The organism is Rhizobium sp. AN6A, from assembly GCF_900215635.1.
In the GTDB taxonomy this organism is placed as follows: Bacteria; Pseudomonadota; Alphaproteobacteria; order Rhizobiales; family Rhizobiaceae; genus Agrobacterium; species Agrobacterium tumefaciens.
Genome location: NZ_OCNC01000004.1, coordinates 1923555 through 1937597 on the forward strand (window position 1 = coordinate 1923555; position 14043 = coordinate 1937597).

18 protein-coding genes and 1 riboswitch are annotated in these 14043 nt (G+C 60.5%); of the genes, 11 read left to right on the forward strand and 7 right to left on the reverse strand.

Annotated features, from left to right (window positions below):
- Positions 1-26 precede the first annotated feature (26 nt).
- Positions 27-2378: a methyl-accepting chemotaxis protein gene (locus tag CRO62_RS21960; protein ID WP_097101860.1), complete on the forward strand. Its 2352-nt coding sequence runs from the start codon at positions 27-29 to the stop codon at positions 2376-2378.
- A gap of 413 nt (positions 2379-2791) precedes the next feature.
- Here the strand turns inward: CRO62_RS21960 and CRO62_RS21970 are convergent, their stop codons facing one another.
- The gene (locus tag CRO62_RS21970; RefSeq protein WP_097101864.1) at positions 2792-3679 is read right to left on the reverse strand and encodes a LysR family transcriptional regulator; all 888 of its coding nucleotides are present in this window, start codon (positions 3677-3679) and stop codon (positions 2792-2794) included.
- Positions 3680-3774: 95 nt separating this feature from the next.
- Here CRO62_RS21970 and CRO62_RS21975 point away from each other — a divergent pair, with 95 nt between their 5' ends.
- Positions 3775-4317 carry a GNAT family N-acetyltransferase gene (locus tag CRO62_RS21975; RefSeq protein ID WP_019564126.1) on the forward strand — a complete coding sequence of 181 codons (543 nt, stop codon included), beginning with the start codon at positions 3775-3777 and terminating at the stop codon, positions 4315-4317.
- 4 nt (positions 4318-4321) lie between these two features.
- Here the strand turns inward: CRO62_RS21975 and CRO62_RS21980 are convergent, their stop codons facing one another.
- Entirely contained in the window at positions 4322-4684 is a 363-nt protein-coding gene (locus CRO62_RS21980; protein WP_174001519.1) for a hypothetical protein, read from the reverse strand.
- Positions 4685-4905: 221 nt separating this feature from the next.
- Between CRO62_RS21980 and CRO62_RS21985 the strand changes: the two genes are divergently transcribed.
- Together CRO62_RS21985 and CRO62_RS21990 are read left to right on the forward strand one after the other, a co-directional pair.
- Positions 4906-5508 (forward strand): superoxide dismutase, encoded by a 603-nt coding sequence (locus tag CRO62_RS21985; protein WP_003511955.1) that lies wholly within the window; start codon positions 4906-4908, stop codon positions 5506-5508.
- Positions 5509-5640: 132 nt separating this feature from the next.
- Positions 5641-6510 (forward strand): metallophosphoesterase, encoded by an 870-nt coding sequence (locus CRO62_RS21990; RefSeq protein WP_097101868.1) that lies wholly within the window; start codon positions 5641-5643, stop codon positions 6508-6510.
- A 111-nt stretch (positions 6511-6621) separates the two neighbouring features.
- On the opposite strand, the gene CRO62_RS21995 is transcribed toward CRO62_RS21990, so the two are convergent.
- Positions 6622-7347 carry a helix-turn-helix transcriptional regulator gene (locus CRO62_RS21995; RefSeq protein WP_097101871.1) on the reverse strand — a complete coding sequence of 242 codons (726 nt, stop codon included), beginning with the start codon at positions 7345-7347 and terminating at the stop codon, positions 6622-6624.
- A gap of 133 nt (positions 7348-7480) precedes the next feature.
- Here CRO62_RS21995 and CRO62_RS22000 point away from each other — a divergent pair, with 133 nt between their 5' ends.
- From CRO62_RS22000 to CRO62_RS22025, 6 genes are all read left to right on the forward strand, one after another.
- Complete coding sequence (locus CRO62_RS22000) at positions 7481-8110, forward strand: LysE family translocator (RefSeq protein ID WP_003511960.1); 630 nt, start codon at positions 7481-7483, stop codon at positions 8108-8110.
- A gap of 115 nt (positions 8111-8225) precedes the next feature.
- Positions 8226-8660 (forward strand): c-type cytochrome, encoded by a 435-nt coding sequence (locus CRO62_RS22005; protein WP_174001522.1) that lies wholly within the window; start codon positions 8226-8228, stop codon positions 8658-8660.
- An 85-nt stretch (positions 8661-8745) separates the two neighbouring features.
- Entirely contained in the window at positions 8746-9666 is a 921-nt protein-coding gene (locus tag CRO62_RS22010; protein WP_097101873.1) for a c-type cytochrome, read from the forward strand.
- Between the two features lie 91 nt (positions 9667-9757).
- Positions 9758-9983: riboswitch (cobalamin riboswitch) on the forward strand.
- A 166-nt stretch (positions 9984-10149) separates the two neighbouring features.
- Positions 10150-10332, forward strand: a complete 183-nt coding sequence (locus CRO62_RS22015; protein WP_003494386.1) for a CbtB domain-containing protein — start codon at positions 10150-10152, stop codon at positions 10330-10332.
- A gap of 10 nt (positions 10333-10342) precedes the next feature.
- Entirely contained in the window at positions 10343-11059 is a 717-nt protein-coding gene (locus CRO62_RS22020; protein ID WP_097101875.1) for a CbtA family protein, read from the forward strand.
- Between the two features lie 4 nt (positions 11060-11063).
- Positions 11064-11378, forward strand: coding sequence for a hypothetical protein (locus CRO62_RS22025; RefSeq protein WP_097101877.1), 315 nt, complete (start codon positions 11064-11066; stop codon positions 11376-11378).
- 106 nt (positions 11379-11484) lie between these two features.
- On the opposite strand, the gene CRO62_RS22030 is transcribed toward CRO62_RS22025, so the two are convergent.
- The 4 genes from CRO62_RS22030 to CRO62_RS22045 all read right to left on the reverse strand — a co-directional run bounded on the left by CRO62_RS22030 (position 11485) and on the right by CRO62_RS22045 (position 13627).
- The gene (locus tag CRO62_RS22030; protein WP_097101879.1) at positions 11485-12051 is read right to left on the reverse strand and encodes a type 1 glutamine amidotransferase family protein; all 567 of its coding nucleotides are present in this window, start codon (positions 12049-12051) and stop codon (positions 11485-11487) included.
- Between the two features lie 21 nt (positions 12052-12072).
- On the reverse strand, positions 12073-12561 hold the full coding sequence (locus tag CRO62_RS22035; protein WP_097101881.1) for a GNAT family N-acetyltransferase: 489 nt from the start codon (positions 12559-12561) through the stop codon (positions 12073-12075).
- Between the two features lie 205 nt (positions 12562-12766).
- Positions 12767-13180, reverse strand: coding sequence for a MerR family transcriptional regulator (locus tag CRO62_RS22040; protein WP_003511977.1), 414 nt, complete (start codon positions 13178-13180; stop codon positions 12767-12769).
- Between the two features lie 96 nt (positions 13181-13276).
- A complete protein-coding gene (locus CRO62_RS22045; RefSeq protein ID WP_097101883.1) occupies positions 13277-13627 on the reverse strand; it encodes a hypothetical protein in 351 nt (116 codons plus the stop codon).
- 127 nt (positions 13628-13754) lie between these two features.
- On the opposite strand from CRO62_RS22045, the gene dmeR reads away from it, so the two are divergent.
- Positions 13755-14027: a Ni(II)/Co(II)-sensing transcriptional repressor DmeR gene (gene dmeR / locus CRO62_RS22050; RefSeq protein ID WP_003494395.1), complete on the forward strand. Its 273-nt coding sequence runs from the start codon at positions 13755-13757 to the stop codon at positions 14025-14027.
- The last annotated feature ends 16 nt before the right edge of the window (positions 14028-14043 follow it).

Below are 14043 nucleotides of genomic sequence, written 5' to 3' on the forward strand. Positions count from 1 at the left end.
CCCTTCCGGCTAACGAGGGCCGCCAGATGTCTTTCAGCATTCGTAATGTACTTGTAGGATTTTTTCTTACCATCAGCCTCGCGCTGGCCGGTTTGGTCGGAAACGAGTTGTGGCGGTCGGCCAATCGCGCCGGCACCTTTTCAGAGGTTGCGCAACTCGTCTCGCTCGACAAGCTTCTTTTCAACGCTCTTTTGAATTTCCGCAGTGAACGCGGCGACAGCGCCACGGCACTGACGCTCGATCCGTCGAAATCGACGGGCAGCGTCGCCAGCGTGCAGGCCGCACGCCAGAAGGTGGATGCTGCCATGACGGCATTCCTCACGCAGTCTTCATCGCTTGAAGACACGCAGCTTCAGGCACCGCTGAAGCGCGTGAAAGATGTCTACGCGCAGTTCGTCGAATTGCGAAAGAAGGTTGACGCCAATGTTTCGCTGCCGCTCGACCGGCGCGAAGGCGGGCTCGACAAAACGGTCATGGCGCTCGGTGGCGATTTCCTCGCCTCGCTCGAGGCGGGCTCGACGGCGCTTGAAGGCACCGTTCGCTCTCTCGATCAGGGCCAGACCGGTTTGATCCAGTTGCGCTCCTACGGCTGGTCTGCCCGTGCCCTTGGCGGCAGCGCCACCGTCATTCTCAACGCTGCCGTTGCCCAGAACCGTCCACTGACGGCGCAGGAAATGCAGCAGCTCGGCGCATTCGATGCCGGTGCGGCTTTCGCCTGGAAAGCGACCGGCGATCTGGCAGCGCATGAATCGACGCCGCAATCGCTCAAGGATATCTACGCCACGGCGGACAAGACTTACTTCAAGGGCGATTTCAGCACGCAGCGCGCCAAGCTCATCGACGATCTCATGAATGGTCGCACGCCTGCCTTCACCATGGACAGCTGGCGCACCACCGTCACCGAAAACCTCGGCACGATCGCGAAAATCGCCTCTGCCGCCATGGATGTTCTGGACGCAAATGCCGCACAGGCCAAACAGGACGCCTTCATCGATGCGATGATCTATCTTTTCGTCTTCATCGCGACATTGGCGCTCTGTATCCTCTCGCTTGCCGTCATCGTCGGCCGCGTCACCCGGCCGATCAGCCGCCTGACCAACGCGATGATGGAGCTTTCGGGCGGCAATCTTTCGATCGATGTCGCCGGCGCAAAACGCGGCGACGAGATCGGCGAGATGGCCCGCGCCGTGGAAATCTTCCGCGAGGCGGCAATCCGCAACAGGCAGCTGGAATCCGAAGCCCTGGCCAACCGCGAGCGGGCCGAGCGGGACCGTATCGAGTTGCAGCAGCGCGCCGAGGCCGAGGCCGAAGAACGGCTCAATCAGGCCACGGGTTCACTGGCGGGCGGTCTTCGCCGTCTCGCTTCCGGCGACATGGTCTGCGAGATCGCCACGCCGTTCGCACCGCAATTCGAGGCGCTGCGGCACGATTTCAACAGCTCCGTCGTTCAACTGCGTGAAGCGCTGACAAGTGTCGGCCAATCCGTGCAGACGGTAAATGGCGGCGCTCACGAGGTTTCGTCGGCATCCGACGATCTTTCCCGCCGCACAGAGCAGCAGGCTGCCTCTCTGGAGGAGACCGCAGCCGCGCTGGAAGAGATCACCGCCAATGTTTCGGCCACCTCCAAGCGGGCAGGCGATGCGCGCGACACGGTGCGTGAGGCAAGGGCAAAGGCCGATCTTTCCGGCAAGGTGGTGCGCGATGCCGTCTCGGCCATGGAACGCATCGAGCATTCCTCGCGCCAGATCGGCCAGATCATCGGTGTTATTGACGAAATCGCCTTCCAGACCAACCTTCTGGCGCTGAATGCGGGCGTCGAGGCGGCGCGGGCGGGCGATGCGGGCAAGGGTTTTGCAGTCGTTGCACAGGAAGTGCGCGAACTGGCCCAGCGTTCCGCCAAGGCCGCCAAGGAAATCAAGCAGCTCATCAACACGTCAGCCGTCGCGGTGGGTGAGGGCGTGAAGCTTGTCGCCGATACTGGCGTCGGGCTTTCCGAGATCGAGCAGCTCGTACTGTCCGTCAACACCCATATGGACGCCATCGCCACCGCGGCGCAGGAACAGTCCGCCGGTCTCTCCGAGGTCAACACCGCCGTCAACCACATGGATCAGGCCACGCAGCAGAACGCCGCGATGGTCGAGGAAATGAATGCGGCCGGTGCGGGTCTTGCGCAGGAATGCGCCAATCTCCAGGCTTTGTTGGCGCAGTTCCAGCTCGGCCAGCAGACCTCCGCATTGCGCGAGACGGCAAGGCACATGCGAGAGGCCGCAAGCCCCGCACGTGCACCCGTCGCCCAGCCGTCCAGATCCCGCCCGGTCACTGCTTCGCGTGGCAATGCCGCGCTGGCCGTGAAGGGTGATGACTGGACGGAGTTCTGAGTTTTGCAAGCGTTGCTCGCGTCATCGGATGGCGCGAGCAATGCTGGTGACGAAGCATCCGACACACTCAACGTCGTGCTCTGGCCTGCCGCTCCGAACCGGACACCAAAAGAAAAGTAGCGTCATCAGATGGGAAGGCAAGTCGGGCCAACCACGCCGACGTCATCCTCGGGCCTGTCCCGAGGATCTGCAACGTATTGATTTTATTCGACGTGTTTAGATCCTCGGGACGGGCCCGAGGATGACGTCGCGAGAATGTTGACCCTCCACGACTGACTTCAAAAGGGGGGCTGCGGGTCGTCCGGAATTTAAACCGGACAGCAGTGGGACAAGCCCAAGGATGACGCTGAGGCGGGCGCACTATTCGCCATCAGAGGCGATGGCTGGCTTGCCCTCGCAACCCGGCGCAGGCCTCACCGTTTCCGCACATCCGGCAATGCGGCAGCGAGCGCCCTTAGTGGCGCGGTCATGTGCTTGTCGCGTCTGAGGGCAAGGGCGATCCGCCGTTCGAGCGGCGGCTCGAGCGAGCGCCATTCAAGCCCCGATGCAGCACCTTCATGCTCCATCGCCATGCGTGGCACGATGGCAAGGCCAAGGCCCGCGCCTGCCAGTTTCTTGATGGCCTCGACGCTGCCCAGTTCCATGGCGGGTTGCACGGTGCGGCCGGTTGCCGAAAACCATTGATCCACGAGCTTGCGCGTATTGCCGCCCTCGTAAAGCAGCAAAGGCTGTGTCGAAAGCGTCTCGGCATTCAGGATTGTTGCGTCGCTGATGGTGCCATGCGGGAAAACCGCAACCAGTTCATCGAGATGGATGTCGCTGATGTCGAGGCTGCGGCCGCTGGCCGGCAGGGCCACCACCGCCGCGTCGATCGTATTAGCTTCGAGAAGCCTCAGTATATCGTGGGTATTGCCGGTCTGCACGACGATGTCTATCCCCGGCATCACCTGGCGGATTTTGCCCAGCACTGGTGGCAGAAGATAGATGCAGGCGGTGGCGCCCGTGCCGATGCGCAGGCGTCCCGTCACCCCGCTGCGATGAGGGGCTACGGTGTCGATGGCATGCGCCACTTCTTCCGCAATCCGTCTTGCATGGATGAGAAAGTCCCGGCCTGCCGCCGTCGGCTGCGCGCGCCTGCCGACCCGTTCGATCAGCCGCACGCCGAGCTGCTTTTCCAGCAGCCGGATGTGCAGGCTGATGGCCGGCTGCGTCAGCCCCGCCTTGTCGGCTGCGGCGGAAAAGCTGCCGAGATCGGCGACATCCATGAAGCTGCGCACCTGCCGCAGATCGAGGTCCATCATCAAAGAAAACCTTATCGTTTGTATAAGACAGATAATCTTTATTTTGACTGAGCCGCAATGCACAATAATGCCGTGAATGACCACAGGACACGAGAATGACCCTTCCCACAATTTCCAGCCTCACCATCCGCCCCTGCGAGGAGGCGGATATTCCAGCCATTACCGAAATCTACCGGGATGCCGTGCTGCATGGCCGCGCCAGCTTCGAGATCGATCCGCCAAGCGTGGATATGATGCTTGAGCGCCGCCGACTGCTGGTGGAAGGCAATTACTCCTATCTCGTCGCCGAAATCGACGGAAAGATAGCCGGATATGCCTATGCCGGCGCCTATCGTCCGCGCCCGGCCTATGGTGCTGCTGTGGAGAATTCCGTTTATATCGATCCGGCCATGAAGGGCATGGGAATTGGCCGCAAGCTGCTCGATGCGCTGATCGAGGATGCGACTTCGCGCGGCTTCCGGCAGATGATTGCGGTCATCGGCGATAGCGCCAACGCCGCCTCCATCGGTGTGCACCGCGCCGCCGGTTTCGAGCATGTCGGCACATTCAAGTCCATCGGCTGGAAACACGGCCAGTGGCTGGACACGGTGCTGATGCAGCGCGCGCTGGGCGATGGCGACACCACGCCCCGTTTCTGAAACCTCAGGGCTTGGTGGAGCCGGGGATTTCAACCTTCAGCGTATCGCCGGCTAGCTCGCTGCCGAGTTCGACGGCCTTGGTCTTCTTGTCGTAAACGCAGATATGGCTGATCGTCGCATCCGCGCCCCCATTCTGACCGGTGAATTTGGCCTTGCCGGTGAGGACGGCGAGACCATAATTCTCGCTGCCCACCGGATCGACCACCACCTTGGCGTCCTCGATCATGTCTTTGCCGGCGCCAAGGCACGCCGTCTGCACATCCGCCACGAATTCCTTCCACGCATCGTCAGACGATGCCACGGCGGGTAGCGCCAGCGAGGAGAAGGCGGCGAGAAGCAGCGCGCGCTGGATCATGGGGCGGGTCATGGAATTTCCTTCCTGCAATTTCATCAAAAGCGAACCGATAGGGTGGAAAACGGTACGCCAGGGTTGTGAAACAAATGTGGTGGCGGCTGGCTTGAGAGGAATTTTCTCTTTTGTCGGAACATTTTGATATTTCACAGGTTGCCCAAACAGAGGTTCGCTCCTATGGTCCGCTCACAAGGTTTCTAGGAGCGGTAACCCGCTGCAAAAAGGAGTAAAAAACCATGGCCTTCGAACTTCCTGAACTCCCATACGACTACGACGCGCTTGCACCATACATGTCGCGCGAGACGCTCGAGTTCCATCACGACAAGCACCACAAGGCATATGTCGACAACGGCAACAAGCTGGCGGCGGAAGCCGGTCTTTCCGACCTTTCGCTTGAAGAAGTCGTGAAGAAGTCCTTTGGCACCAATGCTGGTCTCTTCAACAATGCTGCCCAGCATTACAACCACGTCCATTTCTGGAAGTGGCTGAAGAAGGACGGCGGCGGCAACAAGCTGCCGGGCAAGCTGGAACAGGCATTCGCCTCCGATCTCGGCGGTTACGACAAGTTCAAGGCTGATTTCATCGCTGCCGGCACCACGCAGTTCGGCTCCGGCTGGGCATGGGTTTCCGTCAAGAACGGCAAGCTCGAAATCTCCAAGACCCCGAACGGCGAAAACCCGCTGGTTCATGGCGCAGAACCGATCCTCGGCGTCGACGTATGGGAACACTCCTACTACATCGACTACCGCAACCTGCGTCCGAAGTACCTCGAAGCCTTCGTCGACAACCTCATCAACTGGGACTACGTCCTGGAGCGTTACGAAGCCGCTTCCAAGTAAGTTTTGCGGATTGTAATTTTCTGAGCACCCGGCCCCCCAAAGGCCGGGTGTTCTGCTTTTGAGGTCGACAATCCAGCGTGTCGCTCCTACTTGTCACAAGCCTGTCATCCGCCCGGTTTATCGCGGCGCATCATGACTGAAAAAACCACACCGCTCTTCTCATTCGGCATCGTTGCCGATCCCCAATATGCCGATGCCGAGCCCCGCCCGGATATGGGCCGGTATTATGCCGAAAGCCCGAAAAAGCTTGGCGAAGCGATCGACGCCTTCAATCGCGAGGAACTGGCCTTCGTGGTGACGCTGGGCGATATCATCGATCGCGGTTTTGAAAATTTCGATGCGATCCTTGGCGTCTACGAGCAGCTTCGCCACCCTTCGGTGATGCTGCCGGGAAATCACGATTTCGCCGTTGCCGCCGAACACCTGTCCGCCATCCATGCCCGCCTCGGCATGGCGTCGCCCTGGCACGATTTCACCATCGGTGAGATACGTTTCGTGGTGCTTGACGGCAACGAGGTCAGCCTGTTTGCCCCGCCGCCCGGCGATCCGCGCCGCACGCTGGCGCAAGAGCGTCTGAAGCGCCTGCAAGAGGTGGGTGCGATCAATGCGCAGGACTGGAATGCGTCGCTCAGCGACGAACAATTCGAATGGCTGCGAACCGTTCTGCAAAAGGCGGATGCGGCGGGTGAAAAAGTGGTCATTTTCTGCCACTATCCGGTCTATCCGGACAACGCCCATAATATGTGGGATGCGCCCCGCATCCTTGATCTTCTGGATGTACACCCTTCGGTCGTCGCATGGTTCAGCGGCCATAATCATGAGGGCAATTACGGGGTGCAGGGCAACACTCACTTCGTAAACTTCAAGGGCATGGTGGATACGCCCGACCAGAACACCTTCGCCATTGCCGATGTGTTTGCCGACCGAATCGTCATCCGCGGTTTCGGGCGCGAGGACGATAGGGTGCTGGAGCATTTGCGGCATAACGCTGCCGTGCTTTGAAGCGAGCACAACCCTCTCAACCGTCATTCCTGTCTCTGTCACAGGAATGACGGTTGAAAGAGGGTCGCCGACACAGAACGAAGGTTGAAAGACGCGCTAAATCAGTTGCTTTTACGCGCCGGCTTGATTCGTCGTTCGTTCCGAAGTCCCCAGCTGATTGCTCTGCCAGCCGCTCATCCACAATTGCCGCAACCTTTCGCCTTCCATCTTGAAAAAGCTGCCGGTTGTCTTGCAGGTCAGAACGCGGTCGGAGCGGAAATTGCGGATCGCTTGCCTGAGCTCGCACCATGCGACGATATTGGTCGTCTCCGAATAATAGATCATGGCGATGGGCCGGATCTGTCGCCGGGTCTCCGCGCCGGTTTCATCGCCATAGGTTATGTCCAACCGCTCCTCGTCGCGCACCGCCCGCCTGACCATGGCAAGATCGACGCCGGCGGGTGAGGGCGCGATGCTGCCCCAGGCGTGCAGGGCATTGGCCGACAGGGTTTTCGACAGGGGTTCGGGCAGGGATGCGGCAATCTTGTCGCTGACCTTTTTGGCCGCCTGCCGCAATTCGGTATCGCCAGTGCGCGCGACCATGGCGAGTGCAAGCACGATCGCCTCCGTCTCCTCGATGGAAAACATCAGCGGCGGCAGGTTGAAGCCGGGACGCAGGATGTAACCGACGCCGCGTTCGCCTTCGATCGGCACGCGCATGGTCTGAAGGGCCGAAATATCGCGATAGACCGAGCGCACCGTGACCTCCAGTGCCTCGGCAATGGTCTGCGCGGTGATCGGCCTGCGCGCCACCCGCAGGATCTGGATGATCTCGAACAGTCTCGATGCCTTGCGCATTGCCGTTTTTCCCGGTGGTTTCCCAACGCAACTGACACAACGCTGTCAGTTGGCTTTTCCTATAAGCAGCAAAACACATTGAGAAACATGAGTTTTCCCGAATGTGTCGCAAACTGTCTTGGGAGATACTGACATGAGTTACGCCGAAAATCTCTGGCTTTTCTTTCTGGTCCTGTTCGGCATCATCATCCTGCCGGGCATGGATATGCTGTTCGTGCTGGCAAGTGCGCTGACGGGTGGAAAAAGAACCGGGCTTTCCGCCGCAAGCGGCATGAGCGCCGGCGGCATGGTGCATTCGCTTTACGGTGCGTTGGGCGTCGGCATGCTTGCCGCCTGGATGCCGTCGCTGTTCCTGCCGCTGCTGGTCGCCGGCGCCGCTTACATGGTCTGGATCGGCGTCGGCCTGATGCGCAGCGCTATCACCGTCAATGGCGATGAGGCGCAGGCGAGCGCCTCTGTCAGAAAGGCGTTCTGGCGGGCCGTGCTCACCTGCCTTTCCAATCCGAAAGCCTATCTCTTCATGATGGCGATCTATCCGCAATTCCTCAAACCGGACTATGGTCCAATCTGGATGCAGGGGCTGGTAATGGGCGCGATGGTGGCCATCACGCAGTTCACGGTCTATGGCGCTCTGGCGCTGACGGCGGATAAAAGCCGGGCATGGCTCGTTTCCTCGCCTGCCGCGACGATTTTCATCGGCCGCGCCGCCGGTTTCATGCTGATTGCCGCAGCCCTGGTTACGCTTTGGGAAGCACTCTCCTAGACTTCTGTTTTCTTGGGGAAATTCACTGCAATGTGACTTCTTTTCGCCATGCGGAAAGGGCATCCTCGCGCCGTTATCGCGCGTTCGGCATCTGCCGGAATCAAGGAGAGAGTGTATGAAACTGAAAACCATCGCGGCGGCCATGCTTTTCGGCTGTCTTTGCGCCGGAGCGGTCTACGCTGCCGGCGAAGTCGAAAAACGTGAAGGCATGATGAAGCAGATCGGCGGCTCCATGGGTGCGCTTGCTGCCATCTCCAAGGGCCAGAAGCCTTATGACGCCGAAGTCGTAAAGGCTGCCGTGACGACCATCAGCACCAACGCCAAGGCTTTCCCCGACCAGTTTCCCCCAGGCAGCGAGACCGGCAGTGCTGCGGCACCCGCGATCTGGGAAAATTTCGATGACTTCAAGTCCAAGGCCGCCAAGCTCGGTGCCGATGCGGACAAGGTTCTTGCCAGCCTTCCGGCCGATCAGGCAGGTGTGACCACCGCCATGCAGACCCTCGGTGCCGATTGTGGTGCCTGCCACCAGACCTACCGTCTTAAGAAATAATCCTATTAAGAACGCCGCTTCCCGGCGGCGTTTTTTCAGCGGGAATGACGCCTGATCTCATCAGGTGATAATGGGGAGAGGGGTCATGGCCTCCATTTGGACGAAGCTCGCGGGCGGGATCGCGGTGGCGGCCATTGCCGGTTTCGGCATTTTCGCCTGGGTCACTGCGCCTTTGCGTCAGGCACCCAGCCACTGGGTGAGCCTTGGCGAGCCGGACCTTGCCAATGGCGAAACGCTGTTCTGGGCGGGCGGCTGCGCAAGTTGCCATGCGGCACCAGATGCCAAGGGCGATGCGCTTTTGACGCTCTCGGGCGGGCAGGCGCTGAAAAGCCCCTTCGGTACCTTTCATGTGCCCAATATTTCCTCCGATCCTCAGCATGGCATTGGCGGCTGGACGCTTTCGGAATTCGGCGATGCGATGACGCGCGGCGTCGGCAAGAACGGCGAACATCTCTACCCGTCCTTCCCTTACGCCTCCTATGCCCGCATGACGCAGAAGGACATCAACGACCTCTTCGGTTATTTGCGGGTTCTGCCCGCCAGCCAGAATGATGCGCCGGATCACGAACTGCCGTTCCCCCTCAACATGCGCATGGCATTGGGCGGCTGGAAATTCCTCTATTTCGATACATCCGCGCCACCCCGCGTCGAGCTTGCCGATGCCAATGCCGAATTGCTGCGCGGCCAATATCTGGTGGAAGGCCCGGGCCATTGCGGCGAATGCCACACGCCGCGCAATGCGCTTGGCGGTTTTCTGGATGGCAAATGGCTGGCCGGTGGTCCCAATCCCGAAGGCGAGGGCCGCATTCCCGATATCACCCCCGGCTCGCAGAGCGTAGGAAGCTGGGAGGCGGCCGATATTGCCAACTATCTGGAAACCGGCTTCACCCCGGAATTCGACAGCGTCGGCGGCTCCATGGTCAAGGTCCAGCAGAATATGGCGCATCTGACCGCCGATGACCGCAATGCGATCGCCGCCTATCTGAAGGCCATCCCGGCGCGGTAGCCCTTTGCCGTCATGCCTGACTTGATCCGGCATCCAGCAACAGTGCGCAATTCTCACGCCGGCCTGCCATTGACTCCCACCCGCACCCATCGGATAACGATCCTGTGATGGTTCCTTCCGGGCGTTCCGGAAGGTGAAAAGGGAACACGATAGGGAGACATCCTCATTCGTGGCTGCCCCCGCAACTGTGAGCGGAGAGCCTGAAACGAAATGCCACTGGTAAGCATCTCGCCGGATATGGGCGAGGGCAATGCCGGGAAGGTGTTTCAGGTTTTGACCCGTAAGCCAGGAGACCTGCCATCACAGAAATGTCCATGCCGGCGGGGTGTCCGGAAGAGCGGAATTTCAGGGTGGTGGCGCTTGAACGTGCCGCCCTGTGTCAGTCTCGTATCCCCGTGGTGAAGTGTATCGCATGCGGCTGCACGGCGTTTTGCCGTTCCGCCGCGTCTAAAGGCGCGGGGTCGCGCCGTAAGAGGGGTCACCATGTCCATCAACCAGAATACGGCAAATGCCGCCGTTTCAGCAAAAACGGGCAGCTTCGCGCAATCGCTGACGGCGATCGTGCTTGGCCTGTTCGTCGTCGGTTTTGTCGGCTTTTCGCATGTGGAAGCCGTTCACAACGCCGCGCATGACACACGTCATGCCAATGCTTTCCCTTGCCATTGAGGGGGAAAGCATGTCGTTCTTTCGCAATATCGTTTTTACCGCCGTCCTCGTCGGCATCGTTGGCGGCTTCGCCGTTTCGGCCATGCAGGCTTTCGGCACCACGCCGCTGATCCTGAAGGCGGAAACCTATGAAAATGCCGGTGGCGAAGCGCCCCACAGCCATGATGCTCCGGCCACGACCGGCGCTGCCATTCCCGCGCACGAACATAATGAGGAAGCCTGGTCTCCGGCCGACGGCTTCGAGCGCACCGCCTATACGGTCGCCGCCAACGTGCTGACCGCCATCGGTTATGCGCTGGTGCTGACCGGCCTCATCTCGCTGCGCGGCACCAATGCCGGCTGGCGCGAAGGCCTTTTGTGGGGTGTGGCCGGTTTTGCCGCCGTCATGCTTGCGCCGATGATCGGCCTGCCGCCGGAACTGCCGGGCAGCCCGGCCGCCGCGCTTGAGGCGCGGCAGATCTGGTGGCTTTCGACGGTTGCGGCAACCGCAGGCGGCATTGCGCTGATCGCGTTCCGGCGCGAACCCTGGACAATCGTGCTCGCACTGGTGTTGATCGTTGCACCCCATGTGGTGGGCGCGCCCCTGCCGCCGGAAGGTGAACATGCGCTGGCACCGCTGCCGCTGGAACGCCAGTTCATCGTTGCCGCCACCGTGACCAGCTTTGTCTTCTGGGCCCTGCTCGGAACATTGAGCGCGTTCTTCCTGAAACGCTTCCAGTCGGCTTGAAACCATGCAGGACGCAGCCGAATGGAGTGACGAACTCGATGCGCTGCGTTTTGCCGTTCCCGGTCACGGCGCTTCCTGCGCCGTGCATCGCCTTGCTTTCAAGGCAGTCCTCGGCGTCAGCCCGGAACGGGAAGCGGCGCTCGCCTATTTTCATGAGAATGAGGCTGCCTTTACGGCCGCAGCCCTTGCCAAGATAAAACGCTCGGCTTTGCCGGCCGGTCGCAGTCTGCATCTCAACAGCCGCGATATCCGCCGTGCGATTGCGGGGGAGGGAGCGGAGCCTGCGCCCCGCGCGTGCAGGGTGCTTGATCGCGGGTAATGCGCGATATTGTCTGGACGCTCATGCTTTGCGCGCCGTCATTCCTGTGACAGGCACAGGAATGACGATGAGAGGATCTGCAAAACTCTCGACACCAAGGTGAGCTTCACCGGTGTTCCGCCGTAAAAACCTGAAGTTCCGCCTCGGCTTCCGGACCAAAGAGGCCGAGGTGTTTCAGAATTTCCACTGCGAAACTGACCGGTGCACTGCCGGCTGCGGTTACGATGCCGCCATCGCTGACCGCCTTCGGCTGGTCGCGATAGAGCGCTTCGCCGCGATAGGACGGATAGGCCTTGTGAGAGGCGAGCGAATTGCCGGTATGGGCGACGTCATCAAGGGCGCCCGTGCCTGCAAGCGCGCTGGCAGCCGCGCAGATGCCGGCAACCAGTCGGCCCTTCTCGCGAAACCGCTGTACCAGCCCGCCAAGATCGGCAGCCGTTCCCTTTTCCCAGCTGAGGCCGCCGGGAATGACGAGCGCATCGATGTTAGCAGGATCAAGCGCGTCATAGGATGTGTCGGGCGTAACGCTGAGCCCGCCCATTGAAACCACGGGCTGGCCGTCCGGGGTTGCGTAAACGATCTCGACGCCGAGATAGCCGCGCGCGGCGGCAGCAAGCAGCGCCGGTTCCCAGTCCGCAAAATCCTGCGCAAGCGCAATGGCAATCCGTGTCATGGCCGTCTCCGAAGGTTGCAATCAGGCGATAGACTGCATGTAGCGCATGCCGGTGACCGGGCGCGGCGCGAAATCCATGCTTTCGTAGAAACGATGCGCGGCGACATTGCCGGTCGTGGCGCTGACGGAAAGATAGTCGCAACCGAGGCGCTTGGCGATATCGCGGGCGCGGGAAACCAGGTGCTGGCCGGTGCCATGGCCGCGGTGACCGTCACGCACGAAAAGATGGTGCAGCTCAAGCCCGCGGCGGCCTTCCTGCGCCTTGTAGAGCGGCAGCATCAGGGCGTAACCGATCAATGCGCCGTCGGCTTCCGCCACCAGCCCATGCACCCAGGGAAGCGGGCCGAACAGGTCGCGTTCCAGTTTCGCCGGCGTAATCGCCGCCGCATCGCCATGAAAGGTGGCAAGCAGGGTGATCATCTCATTGAGCTCAGGCAAATCGGTCTTGCGTGCGCCACGAATGATGACGACGGGCGGTCTTTCCAATGTAAGGGAACTATCTTCGGTCATTTTTCTGGTCCTTCGGTTTTATCGGTGCCGTCAGGACGCTTGAAAAACAACAAAGCCGCCTGACGGCGGCTTGTTGACAAAATGATCTGTCGAGCCGCCCTTTACAGGTAGGCCCAAAAGTACGAGCAGGAGATGGGTGCGCGTTCGTTGATCATGTCCATGCAATGCGCTCGAATCTGAAATCTGTCAAGCCTGCTCTTCAGCATCAATGCTCCCCTTCGCACATGCCATGGTCGGAAAGCGCGCGGATGACATAACAATCCTCGATCGAATGACCATGGCAATGGGAGACGATACGTTCCAGCTCATGCTCGAGCTTTTTGAGGCTGGTGATTTTTTCGCGGACATGGGCGAGGTGTTCGGCGGCAATGCGATCCGCACCCTCGCACGGCATTTGCCGGTGCTGGCTGAGCGCGATCAATTCTCTGATGGCGTCGATATTGAGCCCGATATCGCGGGCATGGCGGATGAAAGCCAGCCTTTCGAGATCGGATTTTTCGTAACGGCGCTGGTTGCCTTCCGAGCGGTCTGCCTCGCGGATGAGGCCCATCTGCTCATAATAGCGGATCGTCGGAACCTTCACGCCGGTACGTTTGGACAATTCACCGATGGACAGCATTGCCTTCTCCATATCCTCAAGAGCAGCCGGGACAAGAACGAACCGGATGCTCTAGTCTCTAGAGATATAGCTTTTCAGCCTGCCGTTCAATGGGTGTCAGGCGGCGGCATCCACGCCGAGTGCCTGCGCCAGGGCTTTGAGAACTTCTGTCTCGATGCTGGCGGCGGCGTCAGGCTGCACGGATGCGGCGATATCTACCGCCGGTTCGGTTCTGGCCTGTGCGCCGCTGTCGAGGTTCCAGAGTGCTGCGGCAAGGCCGGCGGAAACGCTGGCGGCAGCGGGTGCGGCGGAAACGGCAACGCTCTCGGCGCTGGAAATCGCGCGGTGTGCCGCCCGTGTCAGTTCCAGCAGGGCCTCGGTGGTTGCATTGGTTTCCCTGGTCTTTGCCGGCTCAAGGGTCCGGACCGGAGTTGCGTAGCTGCTGGTTGTTGCTGCGATAGTCGTCATGACTGAGTCCCCTAAGTTTCATGGGGTATTTTTAGGGGTCGAAACATTCGCGAAGATTGCGTCGCGCAGGGCTTGAACCAAAAAACATCGCAATATAGTATACCCCCCTATAGTATATGAGGTACTCATGTCCCATACGATCCGCAACAAGGAGAAGCTTCTCGCTCGCATCCGTCGCCTCAAGGGGCAGATGGAGGCGGTGGAGCGTGCCCTGGACGATTCCAAGCCCTGCGGCGAGGTGCTGCAATTGCTGGCCTCGGTGCGCGGTGCGCTTTCCGGCCTGACGGGGGAGGTGATGCAGGAACATCTGCATGAGCACGTCGTGCACGCCGAAAATGAAGACGAGCGGGCGCGTGCGGCGGAAGAGTTGGCCCAGGTGCTGAAGACCTACATCCGCTAACCTCTCTCCCAAAAGT

What these genes read in the sequence shown, in the direction of transcription:
- CRO62_RS21960 (WP_097101860.1), top strand. Translation starts at nt 27, where the DNA reads ATGTCTTTCAGCATTCGTAATGTACTTGTAGGATTTTTTCTTACCATC.
- CRO62_RS21970 (WP_097101864.1), bottom strand. Translation starts at nt 3,679, where the DNA reads ATGATGGACCTCGATCTGCGGCAGGTGCGCAGCTTCATGGATGTCGCC.
- CRO62_RS21975 (WP_019564126.1), top strand. Translation starts at nt 3,775, where the DNA reads ATGACCCTTCCCACAATTTCCAGCCTCACCATCCGCCCCTGCGAGGAG.
- CRO62_RS21980 (WP_174001519.1), bottom strand. Translation starts at nt 4,684, where the DNA reads ATGACCCGCCCCATGATCCAGCGCGCGCTGCTTCTCGCCGCCTTCTCC.
- CRO62_RS21985 (WP_003511955.1), top strand. Translation starts at nt 4,906, where the DNA reads ATGGCCTTCGAACTTCCTGAACTCCCATACGACTACGACGCGCTTGCA.
- CRO62_RS21990 (WP_097101868.1), top strand. Translation starts at nt 5,641, where the DNA reads ATGACTGAAAAAACCACACCGCTCTTCTCATTCGGCATCGTTGCCGAT.
- CRO62_RS21995 (WP_097101871.1), bottom strand. Translation starts at nt 7,347, where the DNA reads ATGCGCAAGGCATCGAGACTGTTCGAGATCATCCAGATCCTGCGGGTG.
- CRO62_RS22000 (WP_003511960.1), top strand. Translation starts at nt 7,481, where the DNA reads ATGAGTTACGCCGAAAATCTCTGGCTTTTCTTTCTGGTCCTGTTCGGC.
- CRO62_RS22005 (WP_174001522.1), top strand. Translation starts at nt 8,226, where the DNA reads ATGAAACTGAAAACCATCGCGGCGGCCATGCTTTTCGGCTGTCTTTGC.
- CRO62_RS22010 (WP_097101873.1), top strand. Translation starts at nt 8,746, where the DNA reads ATGGCCTCCATTTGGACGAAGCTCGCGGGCGGGATCGCGGTGGCGGCC.
- CRO62_RS22015 (WP_003494386.1), top strand. Translation starts at nt 10,150, where the DNA reads ATGTCCATCAACCAGAATACGGCAAATGCCGCCGTTTCAGCAAAAACG.
- CRO62_RS22020 (WP_097101875.1), top strand. Translation starts at nt 10,343, where the DNA reads ATGTCGTTCTTTCGCAATATCGTTTTTACCGCCGTCCTCGTCGGCATC.
- CRO62_RS22025 (WP_097101877.1), top strand. Translation starts at nt 11,064, where the DNA reads ATGCAGGACGCAGCCGAATGGAGTGACGAACTCGATGCGCTGCGTTTT.
- CRO62_RS22030 (WP_097101879.1), bottom strand. Translation starts at nt 12,051, where the DNA reads ATGACACGGATTGCCATTGCGCTTGCGCAGGATTTTGCGGACTGGGAA.
- CRO62_RS22035 (WP_097101881.1), bottom strand. Translation starts at nt 12,561, where the DNA reads ATGACCGAAGATAGTTCCCTTACATTGGAAAGACCGCCCGTCGTCATC.
- CRO62_RS22040 (WP_003511977.1), bottom strand. Translation starts at nt 13,180, where the DNA reads ATGCTGTCCATCGGTGAATTGTCCAAACGTACCGGCGTGAAGGTTCCG.
- CRO62_RS22045 (WP_097101883.1), bottom strand. Translation starts at nt 13,627, where the DNA reads ATGACGACTATCGCAGCAACAACCAGCAGCTACGCAACTCCGGTCCGG.
- dmeR (WP_003494395.1), top strand. Translation starts at nt 13,755, where the DNA reads ATGTCCCATACGATCCGCAACAAGGAGAAGCTTCTCGCTCGCATCCGT.